This is a genomic window from Planktothrix sp. PLAVEN19ND (assembly GCF_057220675.1).
In genome coordinates this window covers 628623-649550 of record NZ_CM170132.1, presented here as the reverse complement: position 1 = coordinate 649550, position 20928 = coordinate 628623, and the positions used below count along the sequence as shown (strand labels likewise).

The 20928-nt window shown below is 40.5% G+C and carries 15 protein-coding genes; 6 read left to right on the top strand and 9 right to left on the bottom strand.

The features are described from left to right. Positions 1 to 105: 105 nt before the first annotated feature. From AC2D3N_RS02980 to AC2D3N_RS02970, 3 genes are all read right to left on the bottom strand, one after another. The gene (locus tag AC2D3N_RS02980; RefSeq protein WP_484692731.1) at positions 106 to 1209 is read right to left on the bottom strand and encodes a M23 family metallopeptidase; all 1104 of its coding nucleotides are present in this window, start codon (positions 1207 to 1209) and stop codon (positions 106 to 108) included. Positions 1210 to 1345: 136 nt separating this feature from the next. Continuing rightward, the gene (locus AC2D3N_RS02975) at positions 1346 to 1993 is read right to left on the bottom strand and encodes a hypothetical protein (protein ID WP_484692730.1); all 648 of its coding nucleotides are present in this window, start codon (positions 1991 to 1993) and stop codon (positions 1346 to 1348) included. Between the two features lie 262 nt (positions 1994 to 2255). Next, positions 2256 to 3572, bottom strand: coding sequence for an AAA-like domain-containing protein (locus AC2D3N_RS02970; RefSeq protein ID WP_484692729.1), 1317 nt, complete (start codon positions 3570 to 3572; stop codon positions 2256 to 2258). Between the two features lie 564 nt (positions 3573 to 4136). Here AC2D3N_RS02970 and AC2D3N_RS02965 point away from each other — a divergent pair. The 5 genes from AC2D3N_RS02965 (at position 4137) to AC2D3N_RS02945 (ending at position 11814) form a co-directional block, all read left to right on the top strand. After that, entirely contained in the window at positions 4137 to 7868 is a 3732-nt protein-coding gene (locus tag AC2D3N_RS02965) for an MHYT domain-containing protein (RefSeq protein ID WP_484692728.1), read from the top strand. 65 nt (positions 7869 to 7933) lie between these two features. Beyond that, positions 7934 to 9853, top strand: coding sequence for an adenylate/guanylate cyclase domain-containing protein (locus tag AC2D3N_RS02960; RefSeq protein WP_484692727.1), 1920 nt, complete (start codon positions 7934 to 7936; stop codon positions 9851 to 9853). 107 nt (positions 9854 to 9960) lie between these two features. Continuing rightward, complete coding sequence (locus tag AC2D3N_RS02955) at positions 9961 to 10503, top strand: PAS domain S-box protein (RefSeq protein WP_484692726.1); 543 nt, start codon at positions 9961 to 9963, stop codon at positions 10501 to 10503. Beyond that, positions 10484 to 10936: an adenylate/guanylate cyclase domain-containing protein gene (locus AC2D3N_RS02950; RefSeq protein ID WP_484692725.1), complete on the top strand. Its 453-nt coding sequence runs from the start codon at positions 10484 to 10486 to the stop codon at positions 10934 to 10936. The genes AC2D3N_RS02955 and AC2D3N_RS02950 overlap by 20 nt, the downstream gene beginning before the upstream one ends. A gap of 53 nt (positions 10937 to 10989) precedes the next feature. Continuing rightward, positions 10990 to 11814, top strand: coding sequence for an alpha/beta fold hydrolase (locus AC2D3N_RS02945; RefSeq protein WP_484692724.1), 825 nt, complete (start codon positions 10990 to 10992; stop codon positions 11812 to 11814). 12 nt (positions 11815 to 11826) lie between these two features. Here AC2D3N_RS02945 and AC2D3N_RS02940 read toward each other — a convergent pair whose 3' ends face one another. From AC2D3N_RS02940 to ctpA, 5 genes are all read right to left on the bottom strand, one after another. Beyond that, entirely contained in the window at positions 11827 to 13473 is a 1647-nt protein-coding gene (locus AC2D3N_RS02940; protein ID WP_484692723.1) for a mechanosensitive ion channel family protein, read from the bottom strand. Between the two features lie 9 nt (positions 13474 to 13482). Next, positions 13483 to 14124, bottom strand: coding sequence for an HAD family hydrolase (locus AC2D3N_RS02935; protein WP_484692722.1), 642 nt, complete (start codon positions 14122 to 14124; stop codon positions 13483 to 13485). A 119-nt stretch (positions 14125 to 14243) separates the two neighbouring features. After that, positions 14244 to 14762 carry a pentapeptide repeat-containing protein gene (locus tag AC2D3N_RS02930; RefSeq protein WP_484692721.1) on the bottom strand — a complete coding sequence of 173 codons (519 nt, stop codon included), beginning with the start codon at positions 14760 to 14762 and terminating at the stop codon, positions 14244 to 14246. Positions 14763 to 14823: 61 nt separating this feature from the next. Continuing rightward, positions 14824 to 16239 carry a dihydrolipoyl dehydrogenase family protein gene (locus AC2D3N_RS02925; RefSeq protein WP_484692720.1) on the bottom strand — a complete coding sequence of 472 codons (1416 nt, stop codon included), beginning with the start codon at positions 16237 to 16239 and terminating at the stop codon, positions 14824 to 14826. A 158-nt stretch (positions 16240 to 16397) separates the two neighbouring features. Next, positions 16398 to 17633, bottom strand: a complete 1236-nt coding sequence (gene ctpA / locus AC2D3N_RS02920; protein ID WP_079679774.1) for a carboxyl-terminal processing protease CtpA — start codon at positions 17631 to 17633, stop codon at positions 16398 to 16400. 843 nt (positions 17634 to 18476) lie between these two features. On the opposite strand from ctpA, the gene ltrA reads away from it, so the two are divergent. Further along, positions 18477 to 20192, top strand: a complete 1716-nt coding sequence (gene ltrA / locus AC2D3N_RS02915; protein WP_484693729.1) for a group II intron reverse transcriptase/maturase — start codon at positions 18477 to 18479, stop codon at positions 20190 to 20192. 437 nt (positions 20193 to 20629) lie between these two features. On the opposite strand, the gene AC2D3N_RS02910 is transcribed toward ltrA, so the two are convergent. Continuing rightward, entirely contained in the window at positions 20630 to 20761 is a 132-nt protein-coding gene (locus AC2D3N_RS02910; protein ID WP_484692719.1) for a hypothetical protein, read from the bottom strand. Positions 20762 to 20928 lie beyond the last annotated feature (167 nt).

The following is a 20928-nucleotide window of genomic DNA, read 5'->3' as shown; positions in this document are numbered from 1 at the left end:
GATCAGTTATCAGTCATCAGTTATCAGTTTAGGAGTTATCAGTTTAGGAGTTAACTAATAACTGAGATTATATCTTTTTTTCACCTATTCCCTATTCCCTATTCCCTATTGAATTTCCAGTTGTTTTTGAGTTTTAACTAAAGTGCGATCGCCTCGAATTAATTGATATTCTGCTTTCCAAGTTCCAGAAGTTAAAGGTTGTTGAGGATTATTTTTTTTCCCCACATAACCAATCCAAGTTTTACTGGAATCATTGACAAAATTCTCATTATTTAAAACTCTTTGTCCTTGGGGATTATAGAGATTAAAAATCATTTTATCCCCACTTAATACCCCATAAACCTGTACCCAAAATAACAACGCCGGACTGTCTTGGGGTAGGATATTTTGATTAAATTTCCCCTGCCATAATTCATCCATCGTTGGAGGTTGAGCGGAAAATCCAGCCCGAATTAATCCCGTGGGAATATAGGCAAAAGACTGTTCCCAAATCGGGTTACGAGTCACATTACACCCGACCGTTGCTCCCGGCCCCACAAAGGGATCAATGACTTGCCCCTGATAATTAATAGTGAGATGAACATGGGGAAAAGATGCCAAACCCGAAGCTCCCACCGCCCCTAAAACCGTCCCTTTTTCGACCTGATCCCCGGGTTTGACCTGGACACTTCCCCGGCGTAAATGACAATATTGGGTTTCCCACCCCGCCCCATTGGGAATCGAACTATGGTCAATCACCACACCATTGCCACATTCCGTGCCTTCCACGGTCTTTTTATCCGCTTCCGTTTGAATTCGTCGATCTGCTATCCCGTCCCGTACACGCAATACCGTCCCCCCCTGGGAGGCTAAGACCGGAACCCCTCTAGCCATGGCTTGTTCGTCGGGTATGGCAAAATCCGTGCCTTTATGCCCATCGTAGGTTTGCCGTCCACAACCAAAATCCACAGCATTAGGGGTGGGATCGCGATCGGGGTATAACAAAATAAAGCAATCCTGACCCAATTGACAATCAATCGGTTGAGCAAAACGGGGATTTTGGGTTTGGCTGATCAGTTGTTGGGAGATGCCTTTGGCCAGGGTCTGAGCTTGTTGTAGGGAAGACTCAGCCGTTTGGGTGACTTTAGGACTCCAACAACTGACTAATGCCGTTAACCCCAAAGTTAGGCAGAATGCGATCGCGTATTTTTTAACCGTGGAAATCCTCATAAGTAGTAAGCCCTTCAGGGCTATCTTGATAAGTAGTAAGCCCTTTAGGGCTATCTTGGAAGAAGGAACCCTAAAGGGCTCACTACGGTTTATCAGGCTATCTGGAAAGAAGGAGGCGTGAACGCCTCACTACGATTTAACGGAAGATAATATCCGATTGTACGGTTAAACTGAGGTCTTGACTCGGATTAATCACCACCACATCCACTTTACTCCGTCCCACAAAGACTCCAGTAATGGCGCCGAGTCCCGCACCGACTAAAACTTCTTCCGTGGCGATCGCATTATCCCCAGCCACCGCACCAATAGCTGCTGCGGCTGCGGCTCCAATGGCTGCCCCACCAATAACAGATTTCGCCGAGGCTCCTTTGCGGACGGTTTCGGTGTGGGTTACAACTTGAGAATTTGCATCCAGGCGAAACCGTTTTCCGGCACTAATAATGACTTCACTCGCCACAAATTGAGACCCCCCAGAAGCAGGTTGTAATTGTCCAACAATTTCAGCACCCGCCGGAATCCAAACCCGTCCCTGGCTGGTAACAACATCCTGTGCTACCGTGATCGTTAGGGAAACGGTTTCATTCGGCATAACCACGATTTTTTCAGCTTGGGAGTATTCCACCGGAATTTGGGTTCCTGCTAAAATTCTATCCCGTTGTAAGGTATTGGGAAAGGCTTGGGCGGTGGCGGGAATAGCTTGTAGCAGAGGTGTGACCACGGCTGTTGTTAAGCCCAAGGCTAGGAAAACTGACAGTCCTGAACGGGATAATTTAGAAGTTAACATACACTCAAACATCCTTATTTTTTCAAGTTCTGAATTTAACTCTTATAACCTAAGAGTCGATAGAATCGCTTTATTGTTCCTTTGAAGATTCAATTTGACCGGACAGAACTTATATTTAATTTCTAATCAACGATACTATAGTGCTACCAATTAAGGTGTTTGACAATACTAAACCTTGTAACCTGCTCATAACCTACTATTCCCTATTCCCTATTCCCCATTCCCTATTCCCTGTTCCCTGTTCCCTGTTCCCTGTTCCCTCTTAATCAAGTAATTGATTCCTAAAATATACTCGATAAAGTTCACAACTATGGACAACAGAATCTCCTTTCAGGGTGACAATGCCCATACTATCTAATTTGTACGTTACCACAGAAGCTAGTTTAATCGGTTGATCGGCATAAATCACCTGTTTAAATGCTTTTTCAAGTTGAGGGTCTGCCTGTAAAACCGCTAAAATTCGCCGTAGGTGACTACTATAAATTCCCGTTTCTGTTACCGCTTCTTGTAACAGTTGTTTTAGGGTTAATTCCCCTCGACATAAATAGTATAATCCCAGTCTAACTAAAAAAGGATGACCACCAACCATTGCCATGAGTTGCTTGGTTTGGGTGGGAGTCCAGTCCAACCCATGACGCAGGGCTAAGGATAAAACCTGTTCAGCATCAAAAGCGGGTAATTTTAAAGGTAATCCCACATTAAAAGGGGATTGATTAATATTTAAGGGAATATAAATTTCCGTTGAATAGGTTAAAACTAAACGTAACTTTTTCCAGGTATTATTACTTTTGGCTTGCTCATACCAAGACCGGAGAAGTGAAAAAAATTCTTCGGCAATATCAGGATATTCAAAGAGACGATTAACTTCATTTAATCCTAAAACTAAATTTGTCTCAATTTGTTGTAAGAGATAAGCCTCAAAATAAATAGTACAACTGACCTTACTACCCATATCTTCATCCCAATAGTCACCAAGATTGGGAGGAATTTTCAACTTCCAACTAATATTTCGACTAAACCAACGAAAAAATTTATCTACACTCGAAAAAATAGTTTTTTCTGCCTGTTGAAAATCAATATTAACGGTGCTATAATGATGGGATTCAGCTTGATTAATAATTCTTAAAAGTAAAGAAGTTTTGCCCATTTTCCAAGGGGCTTTAATCCGAATAATACTGCCAGGTTTGGTGATTTCTTCATAGGCAAGGGTTTCAATCGGAGGACGTTCAATATATAATTTGGAGTCTAAGCCCACGGGCGCACCAGGGAACTCTAAAACAGAGATCAAGGTTTGACATTGAAACTGTTCGAGGAGTTGTCGTTGGGCTTTAGTTAACGGACGGGACTCGAACACCAGGCGTAAATTATTTTTGCCAATGGGTTCCTCCCAGAAATCACTTAGGGTTGACCAAAGTTCCGACGCCGCCCGACTTAGGTATTCTTTGACATAGTTAGTTTCCGAAGCCATTAACGCATAGGTTTTACCATCCCAAGAAGAACGTAAAATCATTTCTTGGAGGGATGTCAGACCCTCGGGTAAACTGACTTTGAGAATATCAATGAGTTGATCAATGGTCATTCAGTCAGGTGTTGTGTTCTTGAAGCAATGGCTTACTGGTTCCATCTAGCAGGCAACACCCCAAAGGGTGAGAAAGACTTGTAATGTCCTAATTGCCTTGGTACTGCTATAACTCCCATGTCAATATCCTTGCATAGACTTAACCATTTTTGCAAAATTCAAGCAGAAGAAAGTTACAAGAGGTTAACTTTAGGGTATTGACAAAAATTGATTTTTATGAAACATCTATGAATATTGGGTTTTAGGAATTTGTTAGAGAAAAATTCAAGCATTTAACTCTGAATTTTGGTATTAAATTATACTAAATCAATACTAAATCTTGATAGATAGGATTCAAAAACCTACTTTTTTATTCGCTATTGTCTAAACCTTCATCTAAATTTTAACAAAATGTTTACTTTAGGAGTTGGGGCGATGTCGATATAATAAAGTCAATAATCTGATGATTTCCCCCTCATGTGCTATGGAAAAAATTCTATATAAAATCAAAGAAAACCCTTTCAATTCAGGTTTTATTGTCGATCATCAAGCTGGGTTATTAATCATTAATTTAATCCCGAAGATATGAAATTCTTAATCACCATGACGGTTATTCACAACCATTATCAACCCTTTTTAGTTGCTTTCTCCTTCTTAATCGCGGTGATTGCCTCCTATACCGCTTTAGATCTCGCCACACGAGTCACCCCCGAATCACCCCCCCAAAGTCGCCTACTGTGGACGTTAGGCGGTGCTGTTGCCATGGGAACAGGCATTTGGTCAATGCACTTTATCGGGATGTTAGCCCTAAAACTCCCCCTGCCCGTGACCTACAACCTGGTGATTACCCTGGTCTCCTGGGGGGTAGCTATTATCGCCTCGGGACTAGCTTTATTACTATTCAGTCGGCCGAAACTCAGTTTGGGGGTGTTTTCCGGCGGTGTGGTCATGGGATTAGCGATCGCCTCCATGCACTATCTAGGCATGGCCGGAATGACCGTTGCTGGAGCCATGATGCAATACAATTTAGGGCGAGTTTTGCTGTCGGTGGCGATCGCAATTATTGCCTCCATGGTGGCCTTGGGTTTGGCATTTTACCTGCGAAACGCCCCCTCATCGGCGTTTAATCCCTGGAAGGTTTGCAGCGCCGGGGTAATGGGCATTGGGATTAGTGGAATGCACTATACGGGAATGTGGGCCATATCCATGGTCGAACAGTCTTCTGTTCCCGTCAACTTAATGGAAACCAATGCTAATTCCGGGTTAGCGGTACAAATTGGAATTGTCACCTTAATCCTGTTAATTGGAACCCTAGTAATATCGGTTTTTGATCAACGGTATACCAGTCAATTAGTCTATCAAAATGCTCTGCAAGAAAGTGAAAAACGCTTCCGTTCTCTAATTCGAGAAATGCCCGTTGGTGTATTACTTTTATCTCCCCAAGGAACAATTATTTTGAGTAACCAAGTCTCTCAAGATTTATTAGTACAAACCGAACCGGAATTAGAGGGAAAAAATATATTTTCCCTATCTTGGAAATTTCTCGATGAAGAAGGGAATCCCTTAACCCAGAAAATGCAGCCCATTCATCAAGCAATTTCCCAAGGGAAACCCATCCACAATTTAATTTTGGGACTGACTCAAAGCCAGTCCTCTCAACTCAGGGCTTGGTTATTATTGAATATTGATCCTCAGTTCAATAGTGCAGGTAAATTAGAACGAATTGTTTGCACTTTTAATAATATTACCGAACGGAAAAAACTGGATCAAAAACTTGCCGAATCTCAACAATTTTTAAATACAATTATTGAAAATATTCCCTTAGCCATCTATGTAAAAAATATTGAAAATGATTTTAGATTTGAACTCTGGAATAAATCCAGTGAAACCATATTTGGAGTCAAAAGAGATGAAATTTTAGGCAAAAATATTTATAGTCTTCTACCTCAGAAGCAAGCGGATTATTTTCGATCCCATATTTTAGAAATTTTAAATCACAAAAAAGCCGTAGAAATCCCGGAATTTATGATTCATAATCTAGCCGATCAAGACCTAATATTAAAAACACAAAAAATCCCGATTATTAACCATCAAAAAATCACCCATATGTTGTGTATTTCTGAAGATATCACCGACAGCAAAAATACCCAAATTGCTTTAGAAGAAAGTTTAAAACGGGAACAAGCCCTAGCAAAAGCAATTCAAAGAATCCGCCAAACCTTAGACATAAAAACAATTTTTTCCACCACTGCTTTAGAATTAAGACGAGTGCTTAATTGTGAACGGGTTGTGGTGTACCAGTTCCGCCCGGACTGGAGTGGAGAATTCATCGCCGAATCCGTTAGTCCGGGTTGGATGTCTTTATTTGAAGAACAAAATACTAATCCCTCATTACAGGAAAATACCACAGAAAATGAACGGTGTACCGTTAAACTATTTGAAAATAATTCTTCTAGCAATTCCTCTGTGCTCCAAGATACTTATTTGAAAGATACCCAAGGAGGTCTATATAGTCAGGGAGCTAACTATCGTGCGGTTACTGATATTTATAACGCTGGATTTAATCAATGTTATATCAACTTATTAGAGAGTTTTCAGGCTAGAGCCTATATTATTACTCCGATTTTTTCTAACAATCAATTATGGGGTTTACTCGCCACTTACCAAAACTCTAGTCCTCGTCAGTGGAAGGAAGTAGAAATTAATATTGCCATCCAAATTAGTAATCAGTTGGGCGTCGCTTTACAACAAACTGAATTATTAGAAACCACACAAAAACAATCGATTCAGCTACAAAAAGCAGTCGTAGCAGCTGATACAGCCAATCAAGCTAAATCAGAATTTTTAGCGAGTATGAGTCATGAGTTAAGAACACCCTTGAATGCAATTTTAGGGTTTACTCAATTAATGAATGAAGATCCTTTATTGTCTTCCAAACATCATAAATATGTGGGGATTATCAATCAAGCAGGGGAACATTTATTAACCTTGATTAATGACGTTTTGGAAATGTCTAAAATTGAAGCCGGAAGAACTACCCTCAACCAACATCAGTTTGATTTAATTAGTCTCCTAGAGGGGTTAAGAAAAATGATGCAAATGCGGGCAGAATCCCAAGGCTTAGAATTAAAATTTGAGTACGCACCCGACCTACCCCGTTATTTAGAAACTGATGAAGGAAAATTACGACAGGTTTTATTAAATTTGTTAAGCAATGCCATTAAATTTACCACTCAAGGGGAAATTCGAGTCAGGGTAAAACGGGAATATCAAATTGTTCAACCCGAATCTTCCTTAGCTTGTAATTTAGAGGATTTAGATGGGGAAAATTTGGCTATTGATTCCGCGAATCAGCAGAAATTAGAGTTTATTTTATTTGAAGTCGAAGACACGGGGGCGGGAATTGCTCCCGAAGAAATTGACCTGCTCTTTGAACCCTTTAAACAAACTGAATCAGGACGAAATTCTAATCAGGGAACCGGATTAGGATTAGCCATTAGTCGAAAATATATACAACTTATGGGCGGAGATATTCACGTCAGAAGTCAGTTAGGAATCGGAACTTTATTTAGCTTTGAAATTCCGACCCATTCTTTGGAGTATTATCCATTGCCTGTGAATACAACTAAAGCTAAAGCAATTTATCTTGCACCCGGACAGCCAGACTATAAAATTTTAGTCGTCGATGACCGTTTAGATAGTCGTTTATTATTGAATGAATTATTATCAAGTCTGGGGTTTAAAATTGAGAATGCAGAAAATGGTCAAGAAGCCATTGATTGTTGGAAAACTTGGCAACCAGACTTAATTTTAATGGATGTCAGAATGCCCGTCCTAGATGGGTTAACCGCCACTAAATTAATTAAAGGTACACCCCTAGGACAACAAACTAAAATTATCATTTTAACCGCCAGTGTCTTTCAGGAGGATCAAGAACAAATTTTAGCCTGTGGTTGTGATGATTTCGTTACTAAACCCCTAGAAGTTGACAATTTACTGGAAAAAATTAGCCAGCATTTAGGTGTACAATATACCTATCAAGAAAATGAAACTCAGTCAGAACAATCAAGTTCTAATTTCCCTACGAATTCAGAAGAAAGTTTAAGTTTTCTCCTCACTACTATGTCCCCACAATGGCAAGGAGAACTCTATTATGCGGCGGCTCAAGGAAGTGATGAGAAAATTGCAGATTTGATTGCTCAAATTCCCCCTGAAAATCAGGAATTAATGACTATTCTAAATCGGTTAAACATGAATTTTGAATTTCAAACTATTTTAGAACTCACAAGTGACCAGATTACGAAGGGACAACCCTAACCCCATCAAACCATCCCCTGCGTCAAAGTTCCCGCTATCCTACTCCGTCATTAAGTTAGTTATTTATGAATATTAATACCGATCAATTTAAAGCCGATATTCTGATTGTTGATGACAATGTTGACAACATTCGTTTTTTATCCGATTTCCTCGTCCAGCAAGGATATCAAGTGCGGAAAGCGATTAATGGAAATGTGGCTTTAATGGCTGCGAGAACCGTAATTCCCGATCTGATTCTTCTGGATATTAATATGCCCCAAATTACCGGTTATGAGGTCTGTAAAATCTTAAAATCCGATCCCAAAACCAGTTCTGTACCCGTTATATTTTTAAGTGCTGGAGATGATGTCAAGGATAAAGTCCAAGCTTTTGAAGTCGGAGGAATAGATTATATTACTAAACCCTTTCAAATCGAAGAAGTTCTCATTCGAGTTCAAACCCAATTAAAACTTCAAGTCCTTCAGAAAACCCTGAAAACTCAAAATCAAGCCTTAGAAAAATCCGAGGCGGAAGTTAACGCTTTATTTAAAGCGATGAAGGAATCAATTGTGGTTTTTGATGCGGATGGGCATTATCTAAAAGTGGTTACCCCCAATACCCAATTATTATATAAGCCGGAACAGGAAAGAATTGGTCAAACGATTCATGATATTCTCCCCCAAAAACAAGCCGATATTTTGTTAGCAGGGATTAAAACCGCTTTAGAAACCCAGGAGACCATTGAAGTTGAATATAGTTTAATTCTCGAAAATAAAAAAACAGATTTATCCGTTAATATTTCTCCTATTTCCTCTAATTCAGTCTTGACTGTGATGCGGGATATTAGCGATCGCAAGCGTCGGGAAGAAGCCCTAAAATTAATTGTAGAGGGGACAGCTTCTAAAACCGGAGATGATTTTTTTCGCTCCTGTGTTCAGCACTTAGCTGAAATTTTAGGTGTTCGTTATACATTTGTAACCGAATGTACCAATCCCCAAAAAACCAGAGTTCGCACCTTAGCATTTTGGCTTCATAGAAGTTTTGTTGATAATATTGAATATGACTTAAAAGGAACACCTTGCCATGAAGTTATTGAAAATGGGGAATATTGTTGTTATCCCGATAATATTATTAATCGGTTTCCAGAAGATCAAGATTTAGTGGAGTTAAAAGCCCGTAGTTATGCGGGAATTCCCCTGATTGATTCATCAGAAAATGTCATTGGTCATATTGCTGTTTTGGATACCAACTGTATGCAAGATGACCAAACTAGAGAACTGGTTTTAAAAGTATTTGCAGCCCGGGCTGGCGCCGAATTAGAACGGAAAAATACCGACAAAGCACTCCAGGAAAGCCGAGAACGTTCGGAAAAACTATTACTGAATATTTTGCCTCCATCGATTGCAGAACGTCTCAAATATGATAGCAGTTCTATTGCCGAAAAATTTGATGAAGTCACCATTTTATTTGCCGATATTGTTGGGTTTACGCCCCTTTCAACTCGCATTCAACCCGATGAATTAGTGGAGCGATTAAATCAAGTGTTTTCGGTGTTTGATCAACTGACAGAAAAGCATGGTTTAGAAAAAATCAAAACCATTGGGGATGCCTATATGGTGGTCGGAGGTTTACCCCTATCCAAGCCAGATCATGCCGAAGCTATGGCTCAAATGGCTTTAGATATGCAAAGAGCGATCGCCAATTTTCAAACCCAATATAACGAACCTTTACAAATTAGAATTGGCATCAATAGCGGATCAGTTATTGCGGGAGTAATTGGGGTGAAAAAATTTATTTATGACTTATGGGGGGATGCGGTTAATGTCGCTTCTCGGATGGAATCCTCCGGTTTACCGGGGAAAATTCAAGTCACTGAAGCTACCTATGAACGCTTAAAAAATTCCTACATCTTGGAAAAACGCGGACAAATTGAAGTCAAAGGTAGGGGGGAAATGACTACCTATTGGTTAATTCAAGAAACTGTTAACTCTAGGAATCAGGAATAAACTATATTCATCAATCATGAAGATCACTTAATTCCTGACCATTACCAATTGTTCACTCCATAATTGCCTTAAATATGAACTCATCTACCCTCAACTTCACTGCTGTTATGACAGACTCTATCGATGAAATTCTTAATAATGCACCCTGCGGTTTTTTGTCATTTACCGATGATAAGATGATCGCCATAATCAATAATACATTATTAAAATTACTCGGCTATGAAACCCACGAACTCCAGGGAAAATCCATGAACTCAATTTTACCATTGGCCGGGCGTATTTTTTGCCAAACCCATTTTTTTCCCTTATTAAAATTTTATGGAAAAGCAGAAGAAATCTATTTTTCTTTACGTTCAAAAGATGGAACCGATATTCCCATGCTGGTGAATGCAGTTAGGAGAGAACACCAAGAAAAATTTTTTAATGATTGTATTTTTACCCCAATTAATCAGCATACTCAAATCACAGAAATCTTAAAAAAATTAGCGGAATGGGGTATGGGAAGTCATGTCGTCAATGCGGCAATTAATAATCCCGAACAATTAAAATTTCAACGGTTTGATCGGACTATTTTATTTATGGATATTCGAGGATTTACCGCCTGGTGCGAACAGAGAGAAACCCGATCATGTGGCTACGGTATTAAATAACTATTATCGTCATGTGGAACCCATAGCAGCCCAATTTAACCCCCTAAAAGTTAGTTTTACGGCCGATGAAATTATGGCAATTTATGCCACACCCCAACAGGGAGTAAAAGCAGCGATCGCCATGCAAAAAGCAGCCTCAGACATCCTCAAACCCGAAAATATTAGTACGGGTTGTGCCGTCCATTGTGGTAATGTAATTGAAGGATTATTTGGTGGTAGTGGCGTAAGAACTTATACCGTCATTGGTGATGTTGTGAATACTGCTAAACGTTTAGAAGGTGCGACTCCTGCCGAAGAAATTACGATTTCTGATACAGTTTATCAAAGTATGAGTCATTTATTAGAAGTAGAAGCAAAAAAGCCCATTGATGTTAAAGGAAAAGCCAATTCTTTAATAGCATGGAAATTGATTAAATTTCATATCATAGAATAGAGAATCGCTCAAACTTTTGATAACGGTTAATTAAAATTAAGAAAACAAAACAGATGATAGTGACTGAAAATATTCTGAAAAGAAACAACGTAAAAATTTTGGGACAAGGAACACAACCCCTATTATTTGCCCATGGGTTTGGCTGTGATCAAAATATGTGGCGTTTCATCACACCTGCTTTTGAAAATGACTATAAAATTATTGTTTTTGACTATGTAGGGTCAGGAAAATCAGATATGAATGCTTATAGTGTAGAAAGATATGCTGATCTCCAGGGTTATGTTCAGGATGTTCTGGATATTATTACAGCTTTGTCCTTAGAAAATATATTTTTTGTCGGTCATTCTGTGAGTAGTATGGTGGGTCTTTTAGCCTCAATTAAAGCTCCCGAATTATTTCAAAAGATGGTTTTAATTTGTCCTTCCCCCTGTTATATTAATGATTCATCGGATGATTATATCGGCGGATTTGAGCGCTCAGATATTGAAGATTTACTGGATCTAATGGGTAAAAATTATATCGGTTGGGCGAGTTTTCTGGCTCCCATTGTCATGCAAAATCAGGATCACCCGGAGCTCATTCAGGAGCTAGAAGCCAGTTTTTGTTCAACTAATGCGGTGGTGGCTAGTTGTTTTGCTAGGGCAACTTTTTACTCCGATAATCGCCCGGATTTACTGAAAGTTAGAACACCCTCATTGATTTTACAATGTACCGATGATGCGATCGCTCCAGTAGAAGTGGGATACTATCTTCAGCGCTACCTTTATGAAGGTACCTTAAAATTAATGGAAGCTACCGGGCATTGTCCCCAGATGAGTCATCCCCAGGAAACAATTAATTTAATCAAAGATTATTTATCCGATAATTTTAAGGAATAGAGATAGGCACGGTTAAATTTTGTCAACCCCTGGGCCGTAATTGGTGGGATCGGCTTCATAATTAGGGGCAAAAATCCGAATTCCGGCTGTGGCACAACAATCTCGGATATTTTCATTCAATTGGGAGCAAGCTTGTTCAATTCCTTTTGAAGTTTTTCCCTGAAAATACTCCACATTCATATAGGCATTGAGCAAATAGGTAACGTAAACTTCGTTTAGTTCCCCTTGTAGTACGAAAGGTGGCGGAGACTCAAGCATTCCTTCCGTACGCAACGCCGCTTGGATCAAAGCCTCGTAAGCTTCGCGCCAGGGGACTTCATACCCTAAATACACCGTCGTCCGCAGGATCAAGGGCTGGTTTAATTCTCGATGGCTAAAACTGAAGTTTTCAATCGAACTGGTACTTATTTGAGAATTGGGAATACTAACAACGACATTCGTAGGAGTCAGGATACGAGTTACCAGCAGGGTTGTTTCCATAACTTTCCCAGAGATATCCCCAATTTTAATCCGATCACCCACCCGAAATGCCCGAGTATAGATCAGAACACTACCAGAAACGAGATTAGAAATAACAGAGGTAGAGCCCAGAGAAATCAGCAGCCCTAAAAACACAGATATCCCTTGAAACGCAGGAGACTGGAATCCCGGCAATAACGGAAAGATAATCACTGCCGCCAAAGCAATAATTAAAAAATTAACCAGCTTTTGGGTAGCATCGGCCCACTCGCTATAGAAGCCCGGTAAAGAAAATGTCCCGGTACTCAATTCTCGGAAGAAAGGTTTGGATAAGCTCAGAAGAAATTGGGTCGCAACAATGACGAGGATAATTGTCAACAAACTGGGCAAATAATTGATAAAAGCTTGCCACCCCGTTTGTAATGTGGCGACCAAATAGCCCTCCAAGGTTTTGGCTAATTCCCTCGTCCAAGGAAATTGTCTCAGGACAAAGGGAAAATAGGCAGCCAATAGCCCTAGAATCATCCCCACCTGCACCAGCCGAACCAGCCAAAGAATGATATTGTCTAATTGGTTGGCACGAATCAGTTCCCAATTGCCAAACCGCACGGGGCGAATATAAGATTCTTCCCAAATTTTGAGTCTTTGGTCAATTCTGGCAAAGACGTTATTAGTAATCAATAAAATAATAATCAGAGCCACGGTGGCTAAAACACTCCACAAACTAGCACGCAGCAAATATTCCAGACTCCTTTGCTCTCGGTAGCGACTGACTCCCGCCTTGATTTTTTCTAAATACAATGTGGCTAATTCAGGGCGCGGTTTGCCCGCTATTTGGGCATCGGCGCTGGAGATTGTGGTTAAAAAAAGATTGCCAGCACGAATTACCGTTAAGGGAATGCCGTCCTTGTCCCCCGTATAGATTTCAAGTTCGTTCAGAGATAGGGCTTGGTTGTCAGCAAAATCCTTCAAGCTTTGGCTCATGCGTTGAGAACGTTCTGAAGGAGACGAACCGCCTAATTCAGTTTCAATCACAAATAAAGTTTCGTTGTCTAGTATTACAGACCCACGGTTAGACTCAATTGCGGGTACATTGGGTTTAGGGGATGGAGAATTCTGTGCCACCACTAGAGGAATGGCGGTGACCATCAGAAAGGTAACTAGCAGCCAGGTGATAAAAGTTTGTCCAATTTTTTTCATAACAGATATTTAGCCCATAATTTGTAGGTCAACCTGGGTAAAATCCTCAATTACAAATGTTACCCCCAAATCTTTTAAACGATTAGGATCATGGGTAGAAGCAACCCCAATGGTTTTAATCCCCGCAGCAATGGCAGAACGAATCCCAGAAGGAGAATCTTCAAAAGCGATCGCTTCTTCTGGTAGAATATCTAACTGTTCTAAACAATATTGATAAGGGGCTGGATCGGGTTTACCGATGCCAATTTCATCGGACAAAACCACACTATCAAAATAATCTGATAACTTTAGAATTTCTAGGATAAAATCTGTATTTTCCCGAGGCGCGTTCGTGACTAAACCTGTTTTAAACTCTTGCTGATTTACCCAAGCCAAAAAGTCCATCAACCCGGGTAATGGCTGTAAATCAATAGCTAGTTCTCGAAATTTTAATTCTTTTAAATCTACCATCTTTAAGATATCTTCATCGGAAAATTCAGGAAATAAATCCCCTACAATTTCAGCATTGGTTCTGCCACTAATCCGAGTTTGATAAAAATGATGATCAATGGTCAATTTATAAATTTCTAAAACCTTTGCCCAAGTCAGATAATGTAATGGGTCACTATTAACCAGAGTTCCATCTAAATCAAATAAAATCGCTTTGAGCATAATGATATTATATCGAGTATAAAACTTAAATAGGACTGCTATAGCAATCCTATTTATTGCCTATTCCCTATTCCCTATTCCCTATTCCCTATTCCCTATTCCCTGTTCCCTTCTATACATTATTTCTGAATCGAACCATCCGGCATAATTGCCCCTTGAAAATTAGCGCCTTTCTGGTCTGCTCCCGTTAAATCGGCTGAGTTCAAATCCGCATCTTTAAAGGTGGCTCCATTCAGTTTAGCATTATTCAGTTTAGCCCCTCGAATAAATGCCCCGGTCAGATTTGCTTGACTCAGGTTAGCATTTGTTAAATTAGCTTGATTTAAAGTAGTTTCACTTAAATCTGCTCCGGTTAAATTAGCTCCGGTAAAATCAACAGTATCTAAAAATGCTCCCTTGAGATTCACACCTTTTAAATCCGCTTGACTAAAATTAGAATTATTCAATTTAGCCCCGGTTAAATTTTGCCCTTGCAAACTTTTTCCACTAAAATCACATCCAAAACATTCTTGATCTTGACCTAACTGAACTTGAGCGGCAGGCTTTTGGCAACCCGTAACAGTTAATAATAAAAGACTAAAACCGATAATCGTTGCCCGGGTAAAAGGTTGTATTTTTTGAACTTTCATGTTAGACATTTTTGGTTTATTAAAGATCCTATATCCTTCCCATTGCCCATTGCCCATTGCCTATTCCCTCTTAATTTCCCCAATATCGTCGCCAATGAAATAGATTTTCTGTCCAATCAAATAATACCCTATTTTGACAACGGCGTTGATGTGTCCAGGCGATCGCACTTTGATGATAAACCTCGGAAAAGCTGGGAAAAATCGGGGGAAATTCAGCTAAGGTTTTCAGGTTTACCCCTTGACGAATTGCCAAAGCTAGGGTATTAATCAACTCACTCCCCTGGGAACCGACCACCGTAGCCCCTAAAAGTTTACCATCGGCTAGACCCACGAGTTTACAAAATCCCGTGATTTCCCCCGCAATTTGCGCCTGGGCGATCAGGTTTAGGGATTGTCGCGATACAATCACTTGAGTTCCATACCGTCGTTTCGCCTGGGTTTCTGTTAACCCCACCTGTGCCAATTTAGGATCGGAAAAAATAGCCCAAGGAATGCCTTGATAATCAACCCGAAACCTCGGCCAGTATAGGGCATTTTTCAGGGCAATTTGTGCTTCATATTGGCCGATGTGTTCAAAGGGATATCCCCCTAAAATCTGTCCACATCCATAAATTCTAGGATTAGTGGTTTGTAATTTTTGATTCACCCATAAATTATTCCCTTTAAACTCAACCCCGACCCCGCTTAAATTCCAAGATTCTATATCAGTTTGAGAACCGCAACTTACCAAAATTTCATCCACTTCTAAAGCCGTATTTCCCGCTTGAATCCATTTTTTATCAGCAATTTTTTTAACCTGAATAATTGGAGTTTGGGTTAAAATCTTGACTCCTTCGGCTTCTAATTGACCTTGAATCAACTGCACCGCCTCGGGATCTGCTTGGGATAAAAGTTGAGTCGCTGAGGTAATTAGGATCACTTCTAAACCTAAACGAGCGAAATATTGGGCTAATTCAATGGCTTTGGGATCACCTCCAATAATTGCCAATCTTTGGGGTATTGTTTCTGATAAAGTTGGCAATTTTTCTAAAAACAAATCTAGGGTTTCTGAGGTCAGAAATCCTGTGGATAATAACCCTTCAATGGTGGGAATTTTAGGGATAGAAGCGGGGGCTAATAAATAGTTGCGCGATCGCAATATCCGATTATTAACTTTAAATCCCAGACGGGGAGATTTGATAAATTCACCCTCACCCACAATTACATCCACACCCCCAGCCCCTAACCGTTGATGTGAATAAATTTCCTCGCAATTGTTTCTCACCCAATCGACCCCAGGTTTGAGCGGTTTTCTGTTAATATTCGACCCGTCCCACACCGATATAGGATCAAGTTTCGGGAGAGATAAAACCCTGGAAAACAACCCGGAATACCCCGTTTTTTCCGGTTCGACTAAAGCAATTCGCCCCTGCATTTGACTCCCCAATAAGGCAGCATAGCGTCCCGTTAAACTCCCTCCTAAAATCACCAAATCATAATCCAACATACAAAAATCAGTTATCAGTTATCAGTCATCAGTCATCAGTCATCAGTTGTAGGGGCGGGTTCATTAAGATTTAAGTGATTAACAAAGATCTAAAAGAACCCGCCCGTACCAGTCATCAGTCCAAAAATCATTCCCTATTCCCTATTCCCTATTCCCCATTATTTCTGAGCCACCACAAATTGAGAAGATAGCAATTCCAAAGCCGCTTGATATTGGTGATCGGCTTCCGTTGCGACTTGACTTCTAAGTAAGGGCTCCGAAGGAATTACCCGATCGGGCATAATTCCTAATTTGTTAATATCAGTATGATTAGGCGTTTCATACTTAGCCACCGTCACTGCTAATCCCGAACCATCGGATAAATCAAATAAGGATTGAATTAACCCCTTTCCAAAGGTTTTTTCCCCTACTAAAATGGCTCGATGATTGTCATGTAAAGCCCCGGCTAAAATTTCACTGGCACTGGCAGTTCCTGGGTTCACTAATACCACTAAAGGAGCTTGAGTTAAAGCCGAACCCACCGCTTCAAAACTTCCCAGTAACCCTTGACGATTGACGGTATAAACAATCGTTCCTTCATCTAACCAAAGCCGGGCTATTTCTATGCCCGATTGTAATAATCCCCCCGGATTATTTCTGAGATCCAAAATATAGGCTTTTGCCCCTTTTTTTTCTAAAGATTGAATCCCTTGGGCTACTTCTTCGGTGGCATTGGCACTAAATTGACTTAAACGAATATAACCTAATGGAGTATTTCCCAAATCAGAACGGAGTTCGGTAATGACGGGGTTGAGGGCAATGCGATCGCGAACTAAAATAATATTTTTCGGGGTTTTGTCATCAGGGCGTAATACAGTTAAAGTCACTTGACTGCCCCTGGGCCCCCGCATCCGAGCCGCCGCTTCATCCAGAGTTAACTCAGAGGTTGCAAAGCCATCAATTTTCAAAATCCGATCCTGGGGTTGAATACCCGCGGCTTCTGCGGGAGAACCATCAATGGGGGCAATGACGGTCAAATTTCCCGTTTCCCCGTCCTGGGAGATTTGTAATCCCACCCCCATCAATTCCCCGGAGGTACTCACCTGTAAACTGCGATATTGATCTGGTCGTAATAACCGGGTAAACGGGTCATCCAAGGTGGCTAACATCTTCTCAATGGCATCATAGGTCTCCTCGCGGTTTTTGAAGGGTTGTCGGACTAGTTTCTCGCGGATAGACCACCAGTTTTGATGGTTGAAACTTTCATCCACATAAGCGCGATTAATAATTCGCCAACTTTCACTCAAGATTTTTTGATCTTCGGTCAAGGCCAGAACCGGATTTGTCCAAGTGATCCAGATTAAGCTAACTTGCAGAATGATTAGAAATGCTATGGGAAAAACTCGCTTTTGCATGGTGGTAATTTAACGATGCTTGCAGATTGGGTTTAGGAATCAACGGGTTTAAGACCCTTCTTGGCTTGATTTTTAGCCTCAGCCCTGGGGGATTCTATCCCGGACAGGTTGATTGCCGAGTTTTGTGAAAATTGAGTTGAAGTTATCGGAAAATTGGGTCTAAAACCCCGTCCTTACTTCGACAGGCTCAGTAACCATCTAGGACGGCTTTATATGGATGTAGCAATATTGTATAGTTAGGGAGTTGGTGCGATTCGTTTAACCTAAAATAAGTTGAAAGACTTATGGGACGGTTAACCCAGAACACTGGTGATAACTGATTACATTTATGGGTGAAATTCCGTGAATTAAGTCCCATCCCTCAAGTGCTGAGGTGAAAGCATAACCCCTAGTTTGCTTGGATAGCAACCATCAGATTAAAGCGGGGTTAAAAGGTAGAACTACTGGAAGCCAAATTTGGTAACTACCAAGCAAGAAGTCCATGCGTAGCATAAGCAAAGATGTGTTTGAACCATCGTTAGAATTGATGGTGTAATGGCTAAAATCAATATAAAAACTTGATTAACACCAAGCCAAAAGGCAAGGATAGGGCATAAGCAGTTCAACTTCTGACTTATAAGCACCGCCTAAGAAACCCGGTGGATAGCATCACGCTAAAGATTTCAAACCAATGTGTAATCGGAACGAAGTAACCCCTATATATCTCTGGAAAAGGTCGAAAACCAGTAAGTAGCTAACGAATGATATATAGGGGAGGGATGGTATCAAAAGCGAATGCCCTTGGTAATGCAAGGGATATGCTGACAGATGCTCGGTAATTCCAAAGAAATAGAACAAGTAGCAATGAATATATCTAAAACGCAGAACAATCTGACGGTGGAGTGGAAAGACCTTAATTGGCGCAAGCTAGAAAAGGTAACTTTTAAGTTGCAAAAGCGAATATTTCAAGCGAGTGAACGAGGCGATGTTAAAGCAGTTCGTAAACTTCAGAAGACCCTGATTAGGTCTTGGTCAGCAAAATGTATAGCGGTTCGCAGGGTAACACAAGATAACCAAGGTAAAAATACGGCAGGTGTGGATGGAATTAAATCTCTGACCCCAAAGCAACGTATAAACCTTGTAGGACGATTAAAGTTAACCAATAAAGTTAAACCAACTCGTAGAGTTGAAATACCTAAACCTGGTACAACCGAAACCCGTCCATTAGGAATACCCACAATTAATGACCGCGCATTGCAAGCGTTAGTCAAACTAGCGTTAGAGCCAGAATGGGAGGCTAAATTCGAGCCAAACAGTTATGGTTTTAGACCAGGACGTTCCTGTCACGATGCAATCGGAGCAATATTTAGCAGCATTAAGCAGAAAGAAAAATATATATTAGATGCTGACATTGCTAAATGCTTTGACCGTATTGACCACAAAGCGTTACTCTCCAAAATACACACATACCCTACATTAAGCCATCTACTGAAAACGTGGCTCAAAGCAGGGTACATGGACGGAAAAGAACTTTTTCCTACCAATGATGGTACACCACAAGGCGGGGTCATTTCACCTCTACTTGCGAATATTGCCTTACATGGTATGGAAGAAAGAGTTAAGCAATACGCCGAAACTCTAAAAGGGGCAAAAACGATAAATCGTCAAGCCCTTAGTTTAATCCGATATGCTGACGACTTTGTAATAATCCATGAGGATATAAAAGTTGTCAAAAAATGTCAAGAGATAATTGCTGACTGGTTGAGTGATATGGGATTGGAGTTAAAACCAAGTAAAACAAAATTAACCCACACCCTCAATGAAATTGAGGGAAATGTTGGGTTTGAGTTCTTAGGGTTCCATGTTCAACAACATAAAATAGGTAACTACCGAAGTTCAAAAAAAACGAATGGAACACCGCTAGGTTTTACAACATTAATCACACCCTCAAAAGCTAAAATTAAAGCTCATCTTGTAAAAATAGCTGAAGTAATAGACACCCACAAGACCTCCCCACAAGCTGCTTTAATTAGCAAGCTGAATCCAATTATTAGAGGTTGGTCAAACTATTACTCAACAGTGGTTAGTAAAGAAACTTTCTCGAAAGTTGACAATCTAACCTATGATAAGTTAAGAGCGTGGGCAAGAACGAGGGGAAAAGGGAACATCAATAAAGACAAATACTGGCGAACAGTAAATAACAGGAATTGGTGTTTTAGTACAGAAAACGGATTAAAATTAATCGCTCATACTGATACGCCAATCGTAAGGCATATTAAAGTTAAAAGTGAAGCTAGTCCGTTTGATGGTAACTGGATTTACTGGAGTAAACGACGAGGCGAATATCCAGAAACTCCCAAAAGAGTGGCAACACTTATCAAGAAACAAAAGGGTATTTGTCTTCACTGTGGTTTGTATTTTACAAGTACAGACAAGGTAGAAATTGACCATATTAAACCAACAACATTAGGTGGAAAAGACACTTATGAGAACTGGCAACTTCTACACAAACATTGTCACGACACAAAAACGGCAAACGATGGTTCTTTAACTAAAAGTAATACAATTACCAATAGTTGAGAATTATGAAAATAACCCGTTTTGAATCGTACCTATAACAAAGGTGGTATTATCAAGGAGCCGTGTGAAGCGAAAGTTTCATGCACGGTTCTGAAGGAGAGGTTAGGGGGTAACTCCCTAATCGACTCTAACAGAGCAATAACCAAGTTTTCAGCAAAAAAAAATTTTTGAATACCGCAGGGCTTGCGGAAAGGCATAAGCCTAAAGTCTGTGGAGCGAACATAAGACCAAAAAACTCCTTGAGGGTAGAGGCAGTTGCGAAACCCCAGCAATGGGAAGAAACAGAAACCTAAGTCGTGAGTCTTAGGAATCCCCGTCGCTTCAGCGCGGGGTGGATGTCAACGAAAAAATGGGTAGAAACCCCGTCGTTCTACGACGGCTTTGTGTTAGAATTGTAGATGGTCACTGGCCCACCCGTGACGATGGATTCAGACAGCCTAACGAGCGAAGCCCAGTTGTACTGGCGGCGCAGAAAAATCGGTAGACCGGGAAAATGAGGATAGGGCAATGGGCAGTCCACCCCTAGAATCAACACAAACTTCAGAATTCTCTTTTTGAGACTTCGACATATAAGAACCGCAGGGCTTGCGGGGATAGTCTGTGGAGCGAACATAAGACCAGAAAACTCCTTGTGGGTAGAGGCAGTTGCTAAGAAGCAGAAACCTGAATTGTGAAGTTTAGGAATCATCGTCCGTTTTACGGCGGTGAGGATGTCAAGATGTCTTAAAGCAATAAT